Annotated in this window: 16 protein-coding genes; 15 read left to right on the top strand and 1 reads right to left on the bottom strand. The window is 61.4% G+C overall.

Going from position 1 to position 16,956, the window contains the following annotated elements; all coding sequences use genetic code 11:
- Nucleotides 1-138: 138 nt before the first annotated feature.
- Nucleotides 139-555, bottom strand: a complete 417-nt coding sequence (locus DCO57_RS22800; protein ID WP_116701217.1) for an Hpt domain-containing protein — start codon at nucleotides 553-555, stop codon at nucleotides 139-141.
- Between the two features lie 325 nt (nucleotides 556-880).
- Here DCO57_RS22800 and DCO57_RS22795 point away from each other — a divergent pair, with 325 nt between their 5' ends.
- From DCO57_RS22795 to DCO57_RS24025, 15 genes are all read left to right on the top strand, one after another.
- Nucleotides 881-1,639, top strand: coding sequence for a hypothetical protein (locus DCO57_RS22795; RefSeq protein WP_133192749.1), 759 nt, complete (start codon nucleotides 881-883; stop codon nucleotides 1,637-1,639).
- The gene (locus DCO57_RS23670) at nucleotides 1,611-3,191 is read left to right on the top strand and encodes a terminase (protein WP_165814826.1); all 1,581 of its coding nucleotides are present in this window, start codon (nucleotides 1,611-1,613) and stop codon (nucleotides 3,189-3,191) included. Before DCO57_RS22795 ends, DCO57_RS23670 begins: the two co-directional genes overlap by 29 nt.
- A gap of 44 nt (nucleotides 3,192-3,235) precedes the next feature.
- The gene (locus tag DCO57_RS22785) at nucleotides 3,236-3,691 is read left to right on the top strand and encodes a hypothetical protein (RefSeq protein WP_116701215.1); all 456 of its coding nucleotides are present in this window, start codon (nucleotides 3,236-3,238) and stop codon (nucleotides 3,689-3,691) included.
- A 136-nt stretch (nucleotides 3,692-3,827) separates the two neighbouring features.
- A complete protein-coding gene (locus tag DCO57_RS22780) occupies nucleotides 3,828-4,430 on the top strand; it encodes a hypothetical protein (protein ID WP_116701214.1) in 603 nt (200 codons plus the stop codon).
- 462 nt (nucleotides 4,431-4,892) lie between these two features.
- Complete coding sequence (locus DCO57_RS22775; RefSeq protein WP_133192747.1) at nucleotides 4,893-5,120, top strand: hypothetical protein; 228 nt, start codon at nucleotides 4,893-4,895, stop codon at nucleotides 5,118-5,120.
- Nucleotides 5,120-6,823: a portal protein gene (locus DCO57_RS22770; RefSeq protein ID WP_116701212.1), complete on the top strand. Its 1,704-nt coding sequence runs from the start codon at nucleotides 5,120-5,122 to the stop codon at nucleotides 6,821-6,823. The genes DCO57_RS22775 and DCO57_RS22770 overlap by 1 nt, the downstream gene beginning before the upstream one ends.
- A complete protein-coding gene (locus tag DCO57_RS22765) occupies nucleotides 6,810-7,124 on the top strand; it encodes a hypothetical protein (RefSeq protein WP_116701211.1) in 315 nt (104 codons plus the stop codon). The genes DCO57_RS22770 and DCO57_RS22765 overlap by 14 nt, the downstream gene beginning before the upstream one ends.
- Complete coding sequence (locus tag DCO57_RS22760) at nucleotides 7,124-8,023, top strand: hypothetical protein (RefSeq protein ID WP_116701210.1); 900 nt, start codon at nucleotides 7,124-7,126, stop codon at nucleotides 8,021-8,023. The genes DCO57_RS22765 and DCO57_RS22760 overlap by 1 nt, the downstream gene beginning before the upstream one ends.
- A gap of 258 nt (nucleotides 8,024-8,281) precedes the next feature.
- Nucleotides 8,282-9,319: a hypothetical protein gene (locus tag DCO57_RS22755; RefSeq protein WP_116701209.1), complete on the top strand. Its 1,038-nt coding sequence runs from the start codon at nucleotides 8,282-8,284 to the stop codon at nucleotides 9,317-9,319.
- A gap of 70 nt (nucleotides 9,320-9,389) precedes the next feature.
- Complete coding sequence (locus tag DCO57_RS22750) at nucleotides 9,390-9,728, top strand: hypothetical protein (protein ID WP_116701208.1); 339 nt, start codon at nucleotides 9,390-9,392, stop codon at nucleotides 9,726-9,728.
- Between the two features lie 23 nt (nucleotides 9,729-9,751).
- Nucleotides 9,752-10,339 (top strand): hypothetical protein, encoded by a 588-nt coding sequence (locus DCO57_RS22745; protein WP_116701207.1) that lies wholly within the window; start codon nucleotides 9,752-9,754, stop codon nucleotides 10,337-10,339.
- Entirely contained in the window at nucleotides 10,336-12,768 is a 2,433-nt protein-coding gene (locus tag DCO57_RS22740; RefSeq protein WP_116701206.1) for a hypothetical protein, read from the top strand. The genes DCO57_RS22745 and DCO57_RS22740 overlap by 4 nt, the downstream gene beginning before the upstream one ends.
- A 3-nt stretch (nucleotides 12,769-12,771) precedes the next feature.
- Nucleotides 12,772-13,272, top strand: a complete 501-nt coding sequence (locus tag DCO57_RS22735; protein WP_133192746.1) for a hypothetical protein — start codon at nucleotides 12,772-12,774, stop codon at nucleotides 13,270-13,272.
- A gap of 20 nt (nucleotides 13,273-13,292) precedes the next feature.
- Nucleotides 13,293-14,732: a hypothetical protein gene (locus DCO57_RS22730; protein WP_116701204.1), complete on the top strand. Its 1,440-nt coding sequence runs from the start codon at nucleotides 13,293-13,295 to the stop codon at nucleotides 14,730-14,732.
- Nucleotides 14,733-14,814: 82 nt separating this feature from the next.
- Nucleotides 14,815-16,788, top strand: a complete 1,974-nt coding sequence (locus DCO57_RS24025) for a hypothetical protein (protein WP_133192745.1) — start codon at nucleotides 14,815-14,817, stop codon at nucleotides 16,786-16,788.
- Nucleotides 16,789-16,956: the final 168 nt, after the last annotated feature.

Raw genomic sequence — 16,956 nt, 5'->3', positions numbered from 1 at the left:
GCATTATCAGCCTGTAAAGGCCCTCGGAAATCTTTCCGAAAAAGTGCTTTTTCGTCAGGGACACTGCGGGCCTCTGTTTCGCTTCAAATCAACAGGTGCGCCCGTTGACTTCTGACCGGAAAATGCGGATCCGGAAGGTTACGGTATGTCTGAACCGGTTCTGCCGGCGCTGCTCGCAGGCTGCCCGGCTTTGGGCTCAGGTTGTCTTTTCAGACGGGACGTTATCCACTCCGGCTGGGACACTCCGGAGGCAAGCTGCCGTTCGATACGGTCGATCAGTTCCTGAACCGCATTGACAACCAGATGCGTGTCCGCACCGTCATCGACCAGTTTTTCAACTTCCCGAGCCGGTTCCGTCAGGTCGTTGCAGTCGAACAGTCCCGCGCCGCCGTTTATGCGATGAGCGATATAACGGACATTCTCGCGGCCCGCGTCGTCATGGCGGCTGTCCTGAATGGACGACATGCTCGAAACGAGCGCGCCCTTGTCTTCGTCCAGGCGTTGCTCGAATGCGGAAACCATTTGCACGGCCCTGGATCGAAGAGCACGGTTCATTTCTTTGTCTCGCTCTGTTTCGATCGACAGTATCTGTCTTAAGTATTAATATTTTTTTTACGTTTAATTATTGTGATAATTGTCAGTGTCGTTCGAAATGTCTTTATAATCCTGCCTGATCAACAACGGCCGCGATGAGGCTGCGTTTAACTTCACCGGTGGGTTCCTGTCGCTTTCCGGGATCGACGACTTCAACAAGCTGCAGGACGATACGCCAACCGATGCAACGCTGGTGTCGGCCGATCAGAACCTGCTGCCGGTGCCGGAAAATGGTCCGCCTGCGCTTAATGGCGCGGGGCTGCGATCGTGCTGATCGGCAAGGGCTTTGCGAAATTCCGCGTCTAAACGCCTGATCGAGGCAAGCGCGGGCGCTGGACGGCTTCGTCAAAACGGGCTTAAAACCGGCCCCATCAGGTTATCTCAGGGAACTGGCGTCCGCGGCGGCGAGGTGTTTCAAGCTGCGGCGATCACGTCCGCCGGCGCGCGGCTTTCACCGGGACGCAGGCCAAAGCCGTCTTTCGGCAAAAGCCATATTTCATGCCTGGAGGTGGACGCTGCCCGCCTGATTTTTCATTTCGAAAAACGGACTGAAGGAAATGGCATGGTCCTACCGGACGATGAGGCGCCCGCGCTGAAGTGGCCGACACGGAAAGCGCGCCGGGCGGCATGCGAGGCATTGTGCGCACATATTGCCGCCGGATATTCGCTGGACAGTTTTCCCGGCGCGAACCGAACGACCATCCGCTATTACGTCGAGCAGTTTCCGAACGACTTCCCTCCCGCAAAGCTGGAGGAAGCCGAAAGGCTCGGATTGCTCGAGTGGGAGCGGATCGGCAAGGAAGGCGCGAAGGGCGATCTGGCGAAATTCAATGCCAGTGCATGGACATTCACGATGAAGAACCGCGCCGGCTGGCAGGACCGGCCGGAGGCCGACGCCCGGGGCAGTCCATGCACAGGGGATGGCATTGTAAGAGCAGAGACATTCAAGCCGCGCAGCTCGGAGGAGATCGCTCTGGGAGTGCTGGCTCTTCTGACCGCAAAGGATATGCCCGAAGATGGCGACGGCTCTCAAGACGCTGATTGATCACATCGACAGGATGGCGGCGCCGGAGCGTGTCGCCCTGCAAAAGCAACTGGATGAAGCGGGGGTTCTGGAGCAGTTCGCCGTCTGGCGACCGCAGCCCGGACCGCAGACGGAGGGATATTTCTGCGAAGCCGACCTGACGCTTTACGGTGGGGCGGCCGGAGGTGGCAAGACGGATCTGATCGCCGGGCTGGCGCTTTTCGCCCATCACAAGGCGGCAATCTTCCGCCAGTCGCTGAAGTCCCTCAAAGGCCTGATCGAGCGGATGAACACGCTGTTGCGCCAGGCCGGGATGGGCAAGATTTCGGGTAATCCGCCGCGATGGGTGGGGCCGGATGAGCGCATCATCGAATTCGGACATCTGGGATTGCCGGGATCGGAGGAAGACTGGCAGGGCCGTGATCACGACTTCAAGGCCTTTGACGAGGGGGCGCAGATGGATCCGCGCAAGATCCTCTTCGTGCTCGGCTGGCTGCGTTCGACAAGAAAGGGGCAGCGCTGCCGCGGGCTGATCGCCACCAACCCGCCGCTGGGCGGCCAGGGGGATTTTCTGAGCGAGTGGTTCGCGCCCTGGCTCGATCCGATGCATCCGCTTTACGGCAGGGTGAAACCCGGCGAACTGCTCTGGGCGGTTTTCATCGACGACGGCGATGCCGTTCGCACCGTCTGGGTGGACGGACCGCAGCCGGTCAGGATCGAGGGTGAGATCCGCACGCCGAAAAGCCGGACCTTCATTCCCGCAAGGCGGGGTGACAACAGGTATCTGGGCGCGGACTACGATGCCCAGCTCGACCAGATGCCGGAGCCGATGCGCACGGCGCTGAAGACCGGGGACTTCCTTGCGGCGCGCCAGGATCACGACTGGCAGGTGATCCCGTCGGACTGGGTGGATCTGGCCTTTCAACGCTATGAGGAAGGCGTCGACAAAGACGCGCCGATGAGTGTGCTGGCCGTCGATGTGGCACAGGGCGGCAAGGACAAGACCGTTCTGCAGCCGTTGCACGGACGGCGGTTCGAGCAGAACATCGTCGTGAGGGGAGCGGACACGAGAGACGGGGCGGATGTCGGCGCGCTGATCATCCGCGAGCGGCGGGACAATGCGCTGATTGTAGTCGATTGTACCGGCGGATGGGGCGGCGACACGGTCGGCTTTCTCCAGCGGGAGAACAACATTCGGGTCGAGAAATGTGTCTTTTCCGCCCAGTCCGGAGAATGTGCCAGGGACAGCAGGATTCCGTTTCATAATCTTCGCGCGCAGCTCTACTGGCGGCTGCGAGAGGCGCTGCATCCGAAGAGCGGACTGGGGCTGGCGATCAAGCGGTCGGCGAGCGTCAAGGCGCAGCTCACCGCTCATCGCTGGAAGATGAAAGGCGGACGAATTCTGATCGAGAGCAAGGAAGAAATCCGGGAGCGGCTCGGCTCGTCCCCGGATGAAGCGGATGCGATTGTCGAGGCTTTGGGATGGAAGGACAGGGCGGAGCTGAAAGCAGCACTGCGGATTTCAGACCGCGGCGGCATGGCGCCGCTGGCGGATCCTCTGGACGGATTCTGATCAGGGACCTGTGCGTCCGGGACGCCAGCTTCGTCGCCGCCAACATGCGGGAGGAAGACTTTCGGGAAATCGCCTGTCTGTGGAAGGACTGGGATACGCGGGCGCTGGGCATCTGTGCCCTGGAAACTTGCGTTCCCGGCATGGTCTGGTCGGTCTGGTACGATGGCCAGCCGGCAGCCGCATTTGGTTTCAGCAGGGCGTCGGCCTTCGATCCCGAACATTGGCAGGTCTGGGCCTTCGGAACGTCACGGTTCAGGCGCTGTGTCCCGGCAATCACCCGGCACCTGACGAGCCTGCGTCCGCAGATCAGGCGCGGCTGCCGCCGTCTGCAGGCGATCACACTGGTGGACCATGACATCGCACATGGGTGGCTCGAAACATTGGGGGCAAGGCGGGAAGGCCGGCTGCGCTCCTACGGGCGGGGAGGCGAGGATTTTTTCGTTTATGCCTGGATACGGGAAGACCGGCACTCGGATACCGAGAAGGAGCCGACTGGCTGACGCGGGCGCGCGTGGCAATCCGAAGTCCGGCGCGGAAAGCTGGACACCGCGGGCTTTCAGGCATTGAAAACCGGACAGGTGCCCCTAAAATTGCAGGAAGTTATTTTTTATCGTTTTCTTCCCGGAGATTTTCAAGATGAGTTTCAAACTCGGCGAAATGACACCTGCCATCTCCGGCAATATTTCCCGGCTCAGGGCAATCATTCTGGCAAACTATCGGGCGACCGAGAAGAATATCGGCTACCACGCGGGCCGGCTTTCGCTGGGATACAAGCTGCTGGTTCTGAAAACGCCTCCAAAACCGGAGGATTTCGAGTTTCACGGCACGACATCGCGGTCCGGCGGGCGTTACGGTCTGCCGGCGCAAACGGCTGCCGAGGACAGGCGGCGCGTTTCGGTTCACGAGGACATTCTTCAAGAACGCGGGGAGAAGGGGTACAGGGAATTCCAGAAACACGTTCTGAGCATTTCAACCTTTACCGGGCCGGACCGGTTGGTGAAGATCCTTCCGGAAACCAGGCATGACGACGACATGAGCCCGGACCGGCAATATCCCCCGGGAGGCGGCTTTCTCCAATGGAACCTCAAGAAACCGGGGCTGCCGTTTCTGTTTGCCGCGCATTTTCTCGCTGACGGAACCGTCAAGACGAAAGGCGCGACCTACCGATTGAATAGCGGCTCGATCGATACCGATCTTCGGCAGCGCGAGAAGCTGCAGCATTTCCTGCAAACGGTGTAACCCAGTCCGCCAAGACGGAGCCTGCTCCGTTTCACGGAGACGTTCCGCAGTGCGCCGGTTGGACGGGCCAGGGGACGATTGCTTGCCGGGGAAATGCCTGGCGGGAACTGGATAGAAGCAATCGGAAAAGCCGGACAGGCGCGCATAAAAGAACAGGCGCGCAAAGCTGTTGTTTGACAAGATTTTGCGAAAAAGAACTGTCTAAACAACGAGTTGAGACGAATGACCGCGATGGACGGTTCGTCAGATCGGGGCTAAAACGGCCCTCATAACGTTATCCCGGACACATGTAGCCGCTGCGGCGCAGCCGCCGCGAGGCATTGATCCGGACTGTTCCGAAATCCTGAAAGTCGAGACCACCGGGAAGCTGTCTTCCCAGGGACGGCCATGCCGTGGGCTATCGCCCGGCAGGCCCGGGCCGACCTTCCAGAACACTCAACCAGCATCAGAAAGGGACCAGTCATGTGCATGTTTGGTGGGGGCGGCTCGAAACAGCCCGACCCGGAACCGACACCGCCGCCGCCGCGCGAGCCCGACCCGCAGCGGCAGGCCAGGAACCTGCAGGAAAACAACCGCCGCCGCCGGGCCGCGGCCTATGGCACGCGGGCAACCAATCTGACCGGTCCGCTGGGTGTTGCCGACTACGGCAGCGCCTCCCGGCCCGGCGTCACTCTTCTGGGGCGGGCCTGATGGGCATTGTCGACGATCTGACATCGGAACTGCAGACCGCGCGCAGCGAGCGTCAATGGTACGAAGCCGACTGGCAGGAATATGTGACCTATACGGCGCCCGACATGGAGCGGGCATTCAACCGGCCGGGCGGTGTGACCGCACCGGACGGGATGAGCGCCCTTCGGCACTCGGCAGCCCGCGACCGTTCGCGCAAGCTCTACGATCCGACGGCGGTCTGGCTGCTGGATCGCCTGGCCTCCGGCGTCGGTTCTCTGACCATGCCGGAGGGGTTTCACTGGCATGGAGTCGGTTTCGCCGATCCCTTCGCGCCAGAGCCGGCGCAGGCCGATGAGGAGTTTTTCGAACGGGTGCGGAACCATCTTTTCCGCGTGCGCTACTCCGGCCGGTCCGGCTTCGCGCTCGCCAACCGCTCCCGGCTGCTGTCGACGGTAAAGCTCGGCACGGGCGTTCTCTTTCCAATCGAGAACGAGGACAATCTTGCCGATATTCGGACACCGGTCCATTACCGGTATGTGCCGCTTTACGAGATCTATCTGATCGTGGATGCGCAGGGAAACGATTGCGGGTTTTTCCGCGTGCGTATGCTGACGTCGTGGCAGGCGGTGAAGGAGTATGGCGGCAATGTTTCGGAAAAGGTGAAGGAAGAGGCGGATGATCCGAAACGCAAAAACACGGAGCACGCCTTCGTGCATGCCTGTTTCCTGCGCGAGGGCGGTCATCCGCAGGCCTCGGATATTGGGCAGTCCCGCTATGAGAGTCTGCATTTCGAGGAAGAAAGCAAACACATCTGCCGAAGGGGCGGCTTCTTCGAATATCCGCTGGTGATCAGCCGGTGGGACCGGGACGGTCTGTCGCCCTACGGCTCGCCGCCGCAGGCAAAGCTGATGAGCGATATCAAGAGCCTGCAGAGCCTGGCCCGGGACAGTCTGATCGCCAGTTCACAGGCCGTGCGGCCGCCGATCGCCACTCATGCGCAGGAACGGCAGCTCGATCTCAATCCGGGCCGGACTAATCCCGGCCTGATCGACGAGCAGGGGCGGCCGCTGTTCCGGCCGATGATCGACACGGTCAATCCGGGGGCAGCCGATGCGCAGATCGAAGCCATCCGCGAGAAATTGCGTATCGGCCTTTATGGCGACCTGTGGCAGACGCTGTTGCAGGGCAACGGCCGCACGGCCACGGAGGCCAATATCCGCCGCAAGGAAATGGCCGACATGATCGGTCCGTTCTCCACCAATATCATGGCGGGCAACGACGCTTTGTTCGAGCGGGAGATCGGCATTCTGGGCCGGCGGGGCGCCTTTGTACCGGGATCTCCCCTGTCTCCGCCCGAGAGCGTTCTCGACAGTGATGTCACGCTGACCTCGACGGCGCCGATCGACCAGATGCGCGAGGCGGGACATTTCGAGGCAATCATGGGCTTCCAGGAGTATCTGAGCATCGCCGCCGGGGCCGATCCCTCCATCCTGGATCTGCATGACCGGGAAGAGGAATATGACTTGACCCGGCGGGCTCTGGGGCTGCCGGCGAAACTCAAACGCAGGCCCGAAGAGGTGGAGGCCCTGCGGGCCGAACGGGCGGCGCGGCAGGGCCGGCAGCAACAGCTCGCGGCCGGTGAAAGCCTGGCGCGGATGGCGAAGGACGGTGCGCCGCTCCTGAAATCCCTGGGGGAGCAGGGAGGGATAGATGGTCTGGCATAGCCTGAGACGGGTTGCCAGACGGCGACGGGACAGAGCCACGGAGATCGAACGGGCCTATCGGTCCGTTTTTTTGTGTCCGGAAGGTGAAACCGTCCTGGCGGATCTGGCCGCCGAATGCGGGATCTATCAGGCGCCGCCGGTGGATCTCGCGCCACGGGCGAGCGGTTATCTTGACGGGCGCAAGGCGCTCTATGCCCGCATCCTGTCCATGATCCGCATTTCCCCGGAGGAACATGCGGCCCTGCAGGAGGCGGCCCGGCTGGAAACACTTCCCGACCTTGAAAACGATGAGGACTTGTGATGAGCGACGGGGAATTCGACAGGGGCGAAGCTGGGGGAAATCCGCAGGCGGAGGGCCTGCAAGGGATGGACACGCCGGCTGGAGCGTTTCTGTCCACGCTGAGCGACAACGACAGGGCGCTGGCGACGGAGAACGGCTGGCAGGATATCGGCAGTGTGCTGGAAAGCTACCGGACGCTGCGGGAACAGCTCTCGGGGGCGGTAACGCTTCCGGAAAAATCCGCCAGCGAGGAAGACCGGGCGGCCTTCTATGCGGAGCTGTCAAAGACCTGGACGCCGGAAGACGGCTACCAGTTCAGGATGCCCGAAGCGCTGCCGGAAAATTTTCCCTACGATCAGGCATTCGCGAAAGAGGCGGAAGGCTGGTTCCAGGAGGCGGGACTGCATCCGGCGGCGGCGCAGAAGCTGCATGACAGGTGGGTCGGCAAGATGGCCGATCAGTTCACTGCTCATGAACAGGCTTCCCGAGATGCTGCCCGACAGCAGGCGGAGGCCGTGGAGGCCGCACATCGGGCCCTGGTGAAGGAATATGGAGAACCGGGAAGCGACGGATATCAGAACGTGGTCGCCAAGGCCGAGCGGGCATTATCCGGCCTGAAGAATGCCGGCGTCGATCTCGGCGACTGGTTCAGCGGCAAGGGCGCCCTGACGCAGCCTGATGAAAACGGTCTTCAGCAGGTGGCCGATCCAGCCGCGGTGAAGCTGCTTGCCTTCGTTCATGACAAGGCCTTTGCCGAGGATGGCCTTGCCGTATCCGGAACAGAAGGGGGCGGCGCCAATCCTTTCGACCGGGATCGTCCCAACCTCAAAGAGCAATCCGATCTGCTGGAACGCAATCCGGCACGGGCAAGACAACTGATCCTTGCGGCCGGCCGAGATCCGCGAAAATTCATGCTTTAAGCGCTTTCAAACCACCAACGCTTTCATGCCGAGAAGGGGCCGGGGATCGCGAAAAAAGCGGGAGGTGCTTCCCTGGCGCCTGTCCGCTCCGGTGGCGAGACAGACCTCCTGAGCTCCCGGTGCGCCCGGGACCTCGGGGCCTGCAAAGATGCAGGCAGTTCCCCCTCGATCTCCCGACCCGAAACGGACATTGCGTCCGCTTCGCCGGCCGCTTCCGGCCGGCACATGTCCCAAAGGACTCCAATCAAAGGAAAATCGATGACTTCTGCAATTTCCGATATCGTGGTGCCGCGCGTTTTCACGCCTTACATGGCCGAGAACAAACCGGCGAAACTGATCATGCTGGAAAAATCCGGCATTCTGGCAGCTCCGGCGCCGGAGATCGCAAAACGCTTCAAGACCGGCGGCAACCAGATCGAGGTGCCCTACTGGGAAGACCTGGACGATGCCGAACCGACGGTGATGGACGACAGCGACAACAGGATCACCACCAGCAAGATCACCGCCAGCGACATGAAGGCCTACAAGCACCGGCTTGCGAAGAAATACGGCGCCAAGACGGTTGCGAGCTACGCGGCCACGGGCCGGGGCGACAGCGCCATGAACCGGGTCGCAGAGCGGATCGGGGCCTATTGGGGCCGGCGCAAGGAAGAGCGCATCATTGCCACCGCCGAAGGGGTGATCGCGGACAATGTGGCCAATGACGGCGGTGACATGGTCTATTCGATCTATGCCGATGTCGGCTCGCCGACGGCAGCCAACCGGATCAGCTATCAGGCGATCAACCGGGCTCGGCTGACGATGGGGGAAAATCTGGACGACCTGCGTGTCATCGCCATGCACAGCTTCGTGTACGGCACGCTTCTGGATGACGAAAAGATCGAGTTCAAGAAGCCGTCCGAGGCGCCTTTCGAGGTGCCCTATTATGCAGGCATGATGGTTGTGCATTCGGAAATGATGCCGGTCACGGCGGGGGCCAGTTCCGATGAATATTCCTGCTTCCTGTTCGCTCCCGGTGCCTTCATGCATTTCGACGAGGTGCCGAACCGACCGACGATCTACGGCAATGAAGGCACGGAAATCACGCGCGATCCGGATATCGGCGACGGCGGTGGCGCGGATTACCTGACCACGCGTCGTTTCGAGCTGATCCATCCGGCCGGCATGGACTTTCTGGCAAACACCCTTGCCAAGTCCCAGGGAGCATCGCTGGCGGAGCTGCGTGATGCGGCCAACTGGGACCGGAAGTACACCCGCAAGAACGTGAAATTCGCCTGTCTGAAGGTGAATATCTGACTCCTGCCGTCAGACAGCGGATTTTCGGGGCGGCTTCGGCCGCCTTTTTTCCTGTTGGAAAGGGGATGACATGGATGAACTCATCATGCGGCGGCTGAAGCATCTACAGCGGCTCGAGGAGAACCACGAGCAGGATTTTCAGGCGCGCCGCGGTGACCGCGGATCCAGCCCGGAGGAACGACACGCGGCCCTGTGCGATGCGCTATCGGCCGACTGGAACAGAAAACGCAAGGGCGCGGGTTCCTCCGCGCAGCCCCAGGCGCTTCCCAAGGGCTGGCGCAAGGAACACTGGAAAACCCAGCAGGCGATGGCGGCGCATTATGCCGGTGTCAAGGCGGCCAACAAACAGGAGGCCGTTCAGGCGCTCACCGCCTATGAAGCCCGGCTCGCCGGGAATGCGGCGGCCTGAACAGCAGAAAAGAAAGCGTTTACATGTCCGGTACGGTCAATACATCCGTCGAGATGGCCAACCTTGCGCTTGCGCATCTGAAGGAGGCGCCCATCCGCGATTTCGACTTTTCCTCCGTCGCCTCCCGCTGGTTCCGCAACCATTATGCCGCCCACAGGGACGCCTATCTGGCCATGCATGACTGGGACTTTGCGACGCAACTTGTGAAACTGCCGGCGGAGGCGGACAGGCCGCCTTTCCGCTGGGCCTACCAGTACAAGAGGCCGGCCGACAGCTTGCGCGTGCCGCTGCAGACCGTGAATGGCGAGGCGGGAGGCCGGGCGGTTCCCTTTGAAGTGGTGGGACAGCGGATCATGACCGATCAGCCGCCGCCTTTCCCGCTCCGTCACATTCGCCGGGTGATCCGCGAGGTCGAATTCGCCCCCCTGTTCGTGCACGGATTTTCCCTTTTCCTGGCGGCCGGCTGCGCCCATGCGATCACCGGCAAGAACAGCCGGGCCGAGGCCCTGCGCCAGGCCGCGCGGGAAACCTTTCAACAGGCGGGAAGCTTCGATGCCATGCAGGGAACGCCCCTGCCCATGATTGATCTGGACATCATCACGGACCGATGACCTATCACCTTCAAGCCACATTCAGCCGGGGAGAACTCGACCCGGAACTGATCTACCGTTCGGACCTCGAGCTTTTCCGGTCCTCGCTTGCCGAGTGCCGGAATTTCATCACCCTGAAGCGGGGCGGTTTGCGCCGGCGCGGGGGAACCAGGTTCATCGCCGAGCTGAAAAGCAGTGCAACGGGCGGCTGGCTGATCCCCTTCGAGTTCGGGAACGGCCAGTATTACATGCTGGAATTCGGGAGCCATTACTTCCGGGTCCATACCAGTTCCGGCCGTGTCGGTACCGTGGAGGTGGCGACACCCTACAGCACGGAGGTGCTGCCGGACCTGAAGTTCGTCCAGTCAACCGACACGCTGTTCATCACGGGGGGCGGGGTGCCGCCACAGGCATTGCAGCGCCTTGGCGAGACGTCGTGGATCATCGAGCCGATGTCCTTCAAGGACGGTCCCTATCTGGACGTCAACATATCGCCGACCAATCTCAAGCCTTCGGGCACCGGAAACCCGGTTCCGCAGATGACCTCCAACACCGCGCCGAGCGGGACGGTTTCGGCCTCCAACGGCAGCGCGAGCGCCTGGCAGGTGTTCAGCCGATCGGAAGGCAAGGTCGTGCTGTCAAACGGCGGGAGCGGCTGGGTGGAGTACCGTTTCCCGAGCGCGGTGGTGATTGACGGCTACATGCTGCAGGCGCCGAACGACAACAGCCAGAATGACGACATGCCCTGGCAATGGACCATCGAGGCCTCCAACGACGGTTCAGGCTGGACCATCCTGGACACGCAGGATGGACAGGATACCTGGGCCTCGAATGAATGGCGGCAATACGCCTTCCACAATGAGACCGCCTTTACCCACTACCGGCTGAGCTTCAAACAGGGCGGCGGCTCGACCTCGGACAATTCGGCGATCGGGCAGATCGTCTATCACCAGGCGGGGGGCGACCAGACGCCGTTCGATCTGACCGCATCGGGGACGGCGGGTATCAACGGCGGGGCGGGATTCAAGACCTCGGATGTCGGCCGGCATATCCGGTTTCGCGGGTCCGACGGTTTCTGGCGCTGGTTCCGGATCAGCAGCCGCACGTCGTCCACCGTGGTGAAGGTGCAGCTTTTCGGGCAGTCGCTGCAGGATACCAAGGCCCAGAGCATCTGGCGGCTCGGCGCATGGTCGCAGACAACCGGCTGGCCGGAAACCGTCGGTTGGCACAAAAGCCGGCTGGCCTTTGCAGGGACGCAGCAGGAACCGCAGAAGATCTGGGAAAGTCAGACGGAGGATTTTACCAATTTTTCGGTGTCCCATGTTCTTGACGCATCCGATGCAGTGACCGCCGGCATCCTGTCGGGCCAGGTGAACCGCATTCAATGGCTTATCGACGACAGTGATCTGATCGTGGGAACCACAAGAGCCGTGCGCGCGGTCGGCAAGGCGACAGACCAGGATCCTTACGGGCCTGAAAATGTCGACCAGAGACCGGAAACCAATTTCGGCGCCAACAGCGTGAGCCCGATCAAGGTCGGTTCCGTTCTGCTGTATTTCGGTCCGTATGGAACCGACATGCGGGAAATGGCCTATGACTTCGGTGCGGACGGCCGGATTTCACAATCGGTCAGCGAGGTGCAGTCGCATCTTTTCCGCGAGCGCGTAGCCGGTGCCTGCTATCAGCAATATCCGGACAGCATCATCTGGGCCTGGGACACACAGGGACGTGTCATCGGTTTTACCTACGAGAGACAGCAACAGGTCTACGGCATGCAGCGTCACGATTTTGGCGGTGTCGTGGAATGCATGGCTGATTTGTCCGGGGCAGAAGCGGATGAAATCTGGATGATCGTCCGGCGTACCATCGATGGGCAGACAAGGCGATATATCGAAATCATGCAGCGGCCTTTCCCGGCTGGGGCCATCGAAGACGCCTGGCATCTGGATTGCGCCAGCCGCTATGAAGGCGCACCGGCGAACACGATTTCAGGACTGGACTATCTGGAAGGGGAGGATGTCGTCCTCTACGCTGACGGGACCGATTACCGCACAAGGGTGTCCGAGGGGGAGGTGAGCCTGCCAAACGGGCAGACCGCGCGCAACATTCTTGTCGGACTGGATGTTACGGCGAGAGCCAGGACCTTGCCTTTTCCTGTCAATGCACAGGACGGATCGTCGATGGGGCGCAAGATGCGGGTCGACAGCTGCAAAATCGCGGTTCTGGAAACCGGCACGCTGAAAGCGGGGGCCGACGAAACCTATCTGGACGAGCTGATCTATTACCGGGCAGGCGATCCTGCGGGGCAGCCGGCACCGCTGCGCACAGGGGTGCTCGACCAGACAATCGAAACGCGGTGGGAAGACGGGGGGCAGCTGACACTGGAAGCCGGTGGCGGCAAACCCTGCACCATCCTGGCCATCAATTTCGGCCGAGACTTGGAGCCTTGAACCATGTGTCATCCAGCAATTCTAACAGCGGTTTCCGTGGCCGGAACCCTGGCAGGCGGTGCCGTGCAGGCCCGGGGCATCAGGCAGCAGGCGGATGCGGAGGCCCAGGCGGAAGAGCGCCGGGCACAGCTTGCAGACAGGCAGAAGGACGTGAACCGGACGCAGGCATCATTCGAGCGGAAGCGAACGCTTGAACGCCTGGACCGCGTGCTCGGGAACAACCGGGCGGCAGGAGCCGAACGGGGGCTGTCCGAAACCGGCTCGCTCACCGATATCGCCGATGACAATGCCTATGAGGCCGCGCAGGACATCGAGGCGATCCGTTACAGGGCGGAGGGCGAAGGGGACACTCTCGACTTCGAGGCCCGTGCGGCGAGGGAGCGCGCCAGATCGCAGCGCCGGGCGGGAAGAATCGGCGCCACCGGGGCGATTCTGGGCAGCATTACCGGCGCAGCGACCACGCTCGGTAATGGATTTTACAGCAGCGTTTCAAAAATCGGCTGACGGCGAACGGTTCTCGGAAGATGGCAAGATTTGAAAAATACAGCGGTGCGCAAAGCCTTCCGGGCGTACGGCGCCCACAGGTGATTGCCGACACGGCGGTCGGTGCGGAAACCGCAGCGCTGGGCAGGCAGATCCAGCGTTCGGCAGGGCAGGCCGACCGGTTGGCGCATCTGGCGCAAAAGCGTCAGCAGCAGATTGATGACTTTGAACGGAGCAAGGCCCATCGGCAGCTGCTGGCCTATGTGAGGGACAGGCAGGCGGAGGAGCTGCGGAACCTTCGCCCGGGCGCTGCCGGATACACGGAAGCCATGCTGGCGCATCTGGAAAAAGGACGGGAGGAAGCTCTCGGGACGCTGCCGGAAAGCGTGCACGCCAGCTTCAACCGGGAATTCGAGGCGACCCATGCCCGCCATGCGCACCGGTTCGCAGCGCGCGAACATGCGGAATACAGGGCCTATTTCCGGCAGGGCTTCCGCGATCTTTCCAGGCTGCTTGCAGCCGAGGTGAGCGAAAGCCCCGGGATGCTCGATGAGGTCCGTCTCGAAGGTGCATCGGTTCTGGCAAACATGCCTCTGTCCGCGCAGGCGAAGGAAGAGGCCTTGCTCGAACTGGATGAACTGCTTGCCACGACCTGGGTGGAGGCGTTGCCTCTCGAAGAGCAGGTTGTCGCGCTTGAAAGGGAGCTGCAAAGGCGGCGGAAGCCGCAGGCCGGTGATGTTGGCGAAGCCGGGGACGCCGGAAATGCATCCGGAGCGCCATCATCGGGAAAGACTTCCGAACCGCTTTCGATCCTGCCGGACATGGCACTGAAGCGGCTGCATGAGGCCGCCGTGAAGCAAAGGACGACCGCGGCCGCCACGGAGGCCGAGCGTATCGCCAGAAAAATAGCGGTGGAGCACGGGCACATCGATCCGGCCGAAATCGCGGACAATTCCCTGCTTCAACCGCATCAGAAAGCGCAGTTGATCAGAGGTCTCGAAGATTCGGTCGCGAAGCGGGAGAAGGATATTGAAGCTCTCCAGTGGGTGTGGTCCTCCGGTCCGGAGGAGGAGGGGGACAAGACTCGAGGAGAACTTGCGGATCGTGCATTCTCCTACCTGGATGACGGCGAGACGGACCGGGACGAACTGGCGCGCGGACTGCTGCGCATGAAAGGCGTTTTGCCGGGGCCTTACGCGCTTTCGCTTCGGCAGGAACTGGCGAGCAAAGACCCGCGAGATGTGGCCAACGCGCATGAAAACCTGGCGCGAATACTTGCCATCAACCCGGACGCGGTTCAGGCTTCGGAGCAGGGCAAATATCTCCTGGAAGCCAAAGCCAGATGGCATTTGCTCACGGATCATTCCGGGTTTACCGCGGAAGAGGCGGCCGAAAAGCTGGCAAGAATGAACGATCTCGAAAAGCAGGCAGTTTTTGAGCAGGTGCCCGGAAACGGGCCGGCAAGCCATCTCTTGGGATAGGCCATCCGGCGGCATTTTCAGCGGGGCCGGTACTCCGGCCGCGAACAGCTCATGAAGCCGCGAACGTTACGAAGGAAATTTCATGACAGTAGCAGCCTTGGCGGAAGGCCGTGCCCGGATTCAGGGTGACGGCGTGACCGATCGCATCGACCTGCCATTTCAGTTTGTCGACCAAACCAATCTGCAGGTCATTCACACCTCCACAGAAGGGGAAACGACGATCTGGGTATATCAGCAGAACCCCGGCAACTGGTCCTATACCGGAGGGAACTTCGCCACCGGTACGGTCTTCTTCGATGCGTCGGCATTGCAGCCGGGGGAGGAACTGACAGTCCTGCTGGTAAGTGCATTCGAACAGCCCTACAGCCTGGCCGGTGGGGAGATTGATCCGGCGGTGATGGAACGGGCCATGGACCGGTCCGCGATCAACATGCAGTCCGTGGCGACCCGGGCGCTGATGGAGAAAAACGGCGGTTTCGACCTGCAGGGCCGGCGCCTGATCAACGGGATCGAAGCGGCTGACAACGGTGACCTGCCCACTCTTCAGCAGGTGCTGGAGATCGCCTCGCTGCCCGGGGCCCAGGGTCCGAAGGGGCCTGTCGGTGATCAGGGGCCGACCGGTCCGGCGGGGGCACAGGGGCCGGAAGGGCCGCAGGGTCCGCAAGGGGAGCGGGGACCGATCGGATATGAGGGGCCGCGTGGTCCGACCGGACTGCAGGGACCGGAAGGTCCGCGAGGGCCGGAAGGACCGACGGGTCCGACAGGCCCCCAGGGACCGGCCGGACCGCAGGGGCCTCAGGGCCCGGAAGGCCCTGTGGGCAAATCGTTTGACCCGGACGCGGCCGGCCTGACCGCCGACAAGGCTGCCTATAACGCGGAACCGGCCAACTTTTCGTTTCTCGATGTCGAGACAGGCACGGTCTACTTCAAGCTTTCCAATGACATCGGGGCATGGTCGGACGGGGTTCCCTTCGGCCGCGGCCCTCAGGGCCTGCAGGGACCGCAAGGGATCCAGGGGCCTGCCGGTCCGGTGGGCATGGTGCATCGGGGAAGCTGGTCAGAAACGGAGAGCTATGACGTTGGCGATACTGTCTCCCATGACGGCTCCTACTACATTTGCATTCTTCCCCATGTGAATGTGATCCCGGAAGATGCTGCCGCCGAATGGGACATCGTAGCGTCGAAAGGCGAACGGGGACTGCAGGGACCGCAAGGCCTGCAGGGGCCGGAAGGTCCTCAGGGCGTTCAGGGGCCGGAAGGCATCCAGGGTCCGAAGGGAGACACCGGTGCCCAGGGTCCGACAGGGGCACAGGGACCGCAGGGTCCAAAGGGAGATCCCGGCCTGACCTATCGGGGCATGTGGTCTTCCGGGGAGACGTACAATTCCGACGAAACAGTGACCTACAACGGGTCGGCCTATATCTCCCTGACGGTCAATACCGGCCGCAATCCGAGTACGTCACCCGATGACTGGGGGCTTCTGGCCGCGAAAGGCGATACGGGTGCCACGGGGGCGACCGGACCGGAGGGGCCACAAGGACCTGCAGGCTCGACCAGCTATGACGCCGGAACGCTCGACGGGCTGAACAGCACGCAATTTGTCCGTTCGGATGCGAACGATACCCTGTCGGGGACCTACACGGTGACGGGGAACCTTTCGGTGCAGGGGAACTGGTACGTTGGCAAGAACGGAGGTGGCGACAGCAACGCCTATTTCTACGATGACAACAGTAATACCTGGAGGTCGTTGCTGTGGGACGACAGTGCAAACGCTTTTGTTGCTGAAGAGAACGATGGAGGTATGCACAAGCTCGCGTTAGTTTATGACGGCTCTTCGCACACAGAGACAAACTTCCCAATTGGACACTATATTGCCGCAGCATATGGTTCTGGACCCAATAGAAATGCTAGCCGTACTCTGTATTTGTATGGTGATGATAACAAACAGTATGTCGATAGCACTTTTTCTGGATCTAAAGGTGCCGCTCTTACCGTGAGGTGGCGGCAAGGTGGTATAATCTCCGAGAGTTATGCTTTATACGAAAGGGTTTCATGATAATTGTTGCGATATGAGAAATTTTGACATTTTAACTGCCATCGGGGCTGGCCGGTGCTCTGGTTAATTATGGATAGGCACTGAAGTTCATGTGCATGAGTGCGCTATTAACATAGGTGAAATTTTTATATTTCACCAATAACGGGTATTCTTCGCTTAGTCAGGAAG

Source organism: Labrenzia sp. 011 (assembly GCF_003075075.1).
GTDB lineage: Bacteria > Pseudomonadota > Alphaproteobacteria > Rhizobiales > Stappiaceae > Roseibium.
Note: the sequence above shows the minus strand (reverse complement) of the source record. Positions and strands in the feature narration are given on the sequence as shown.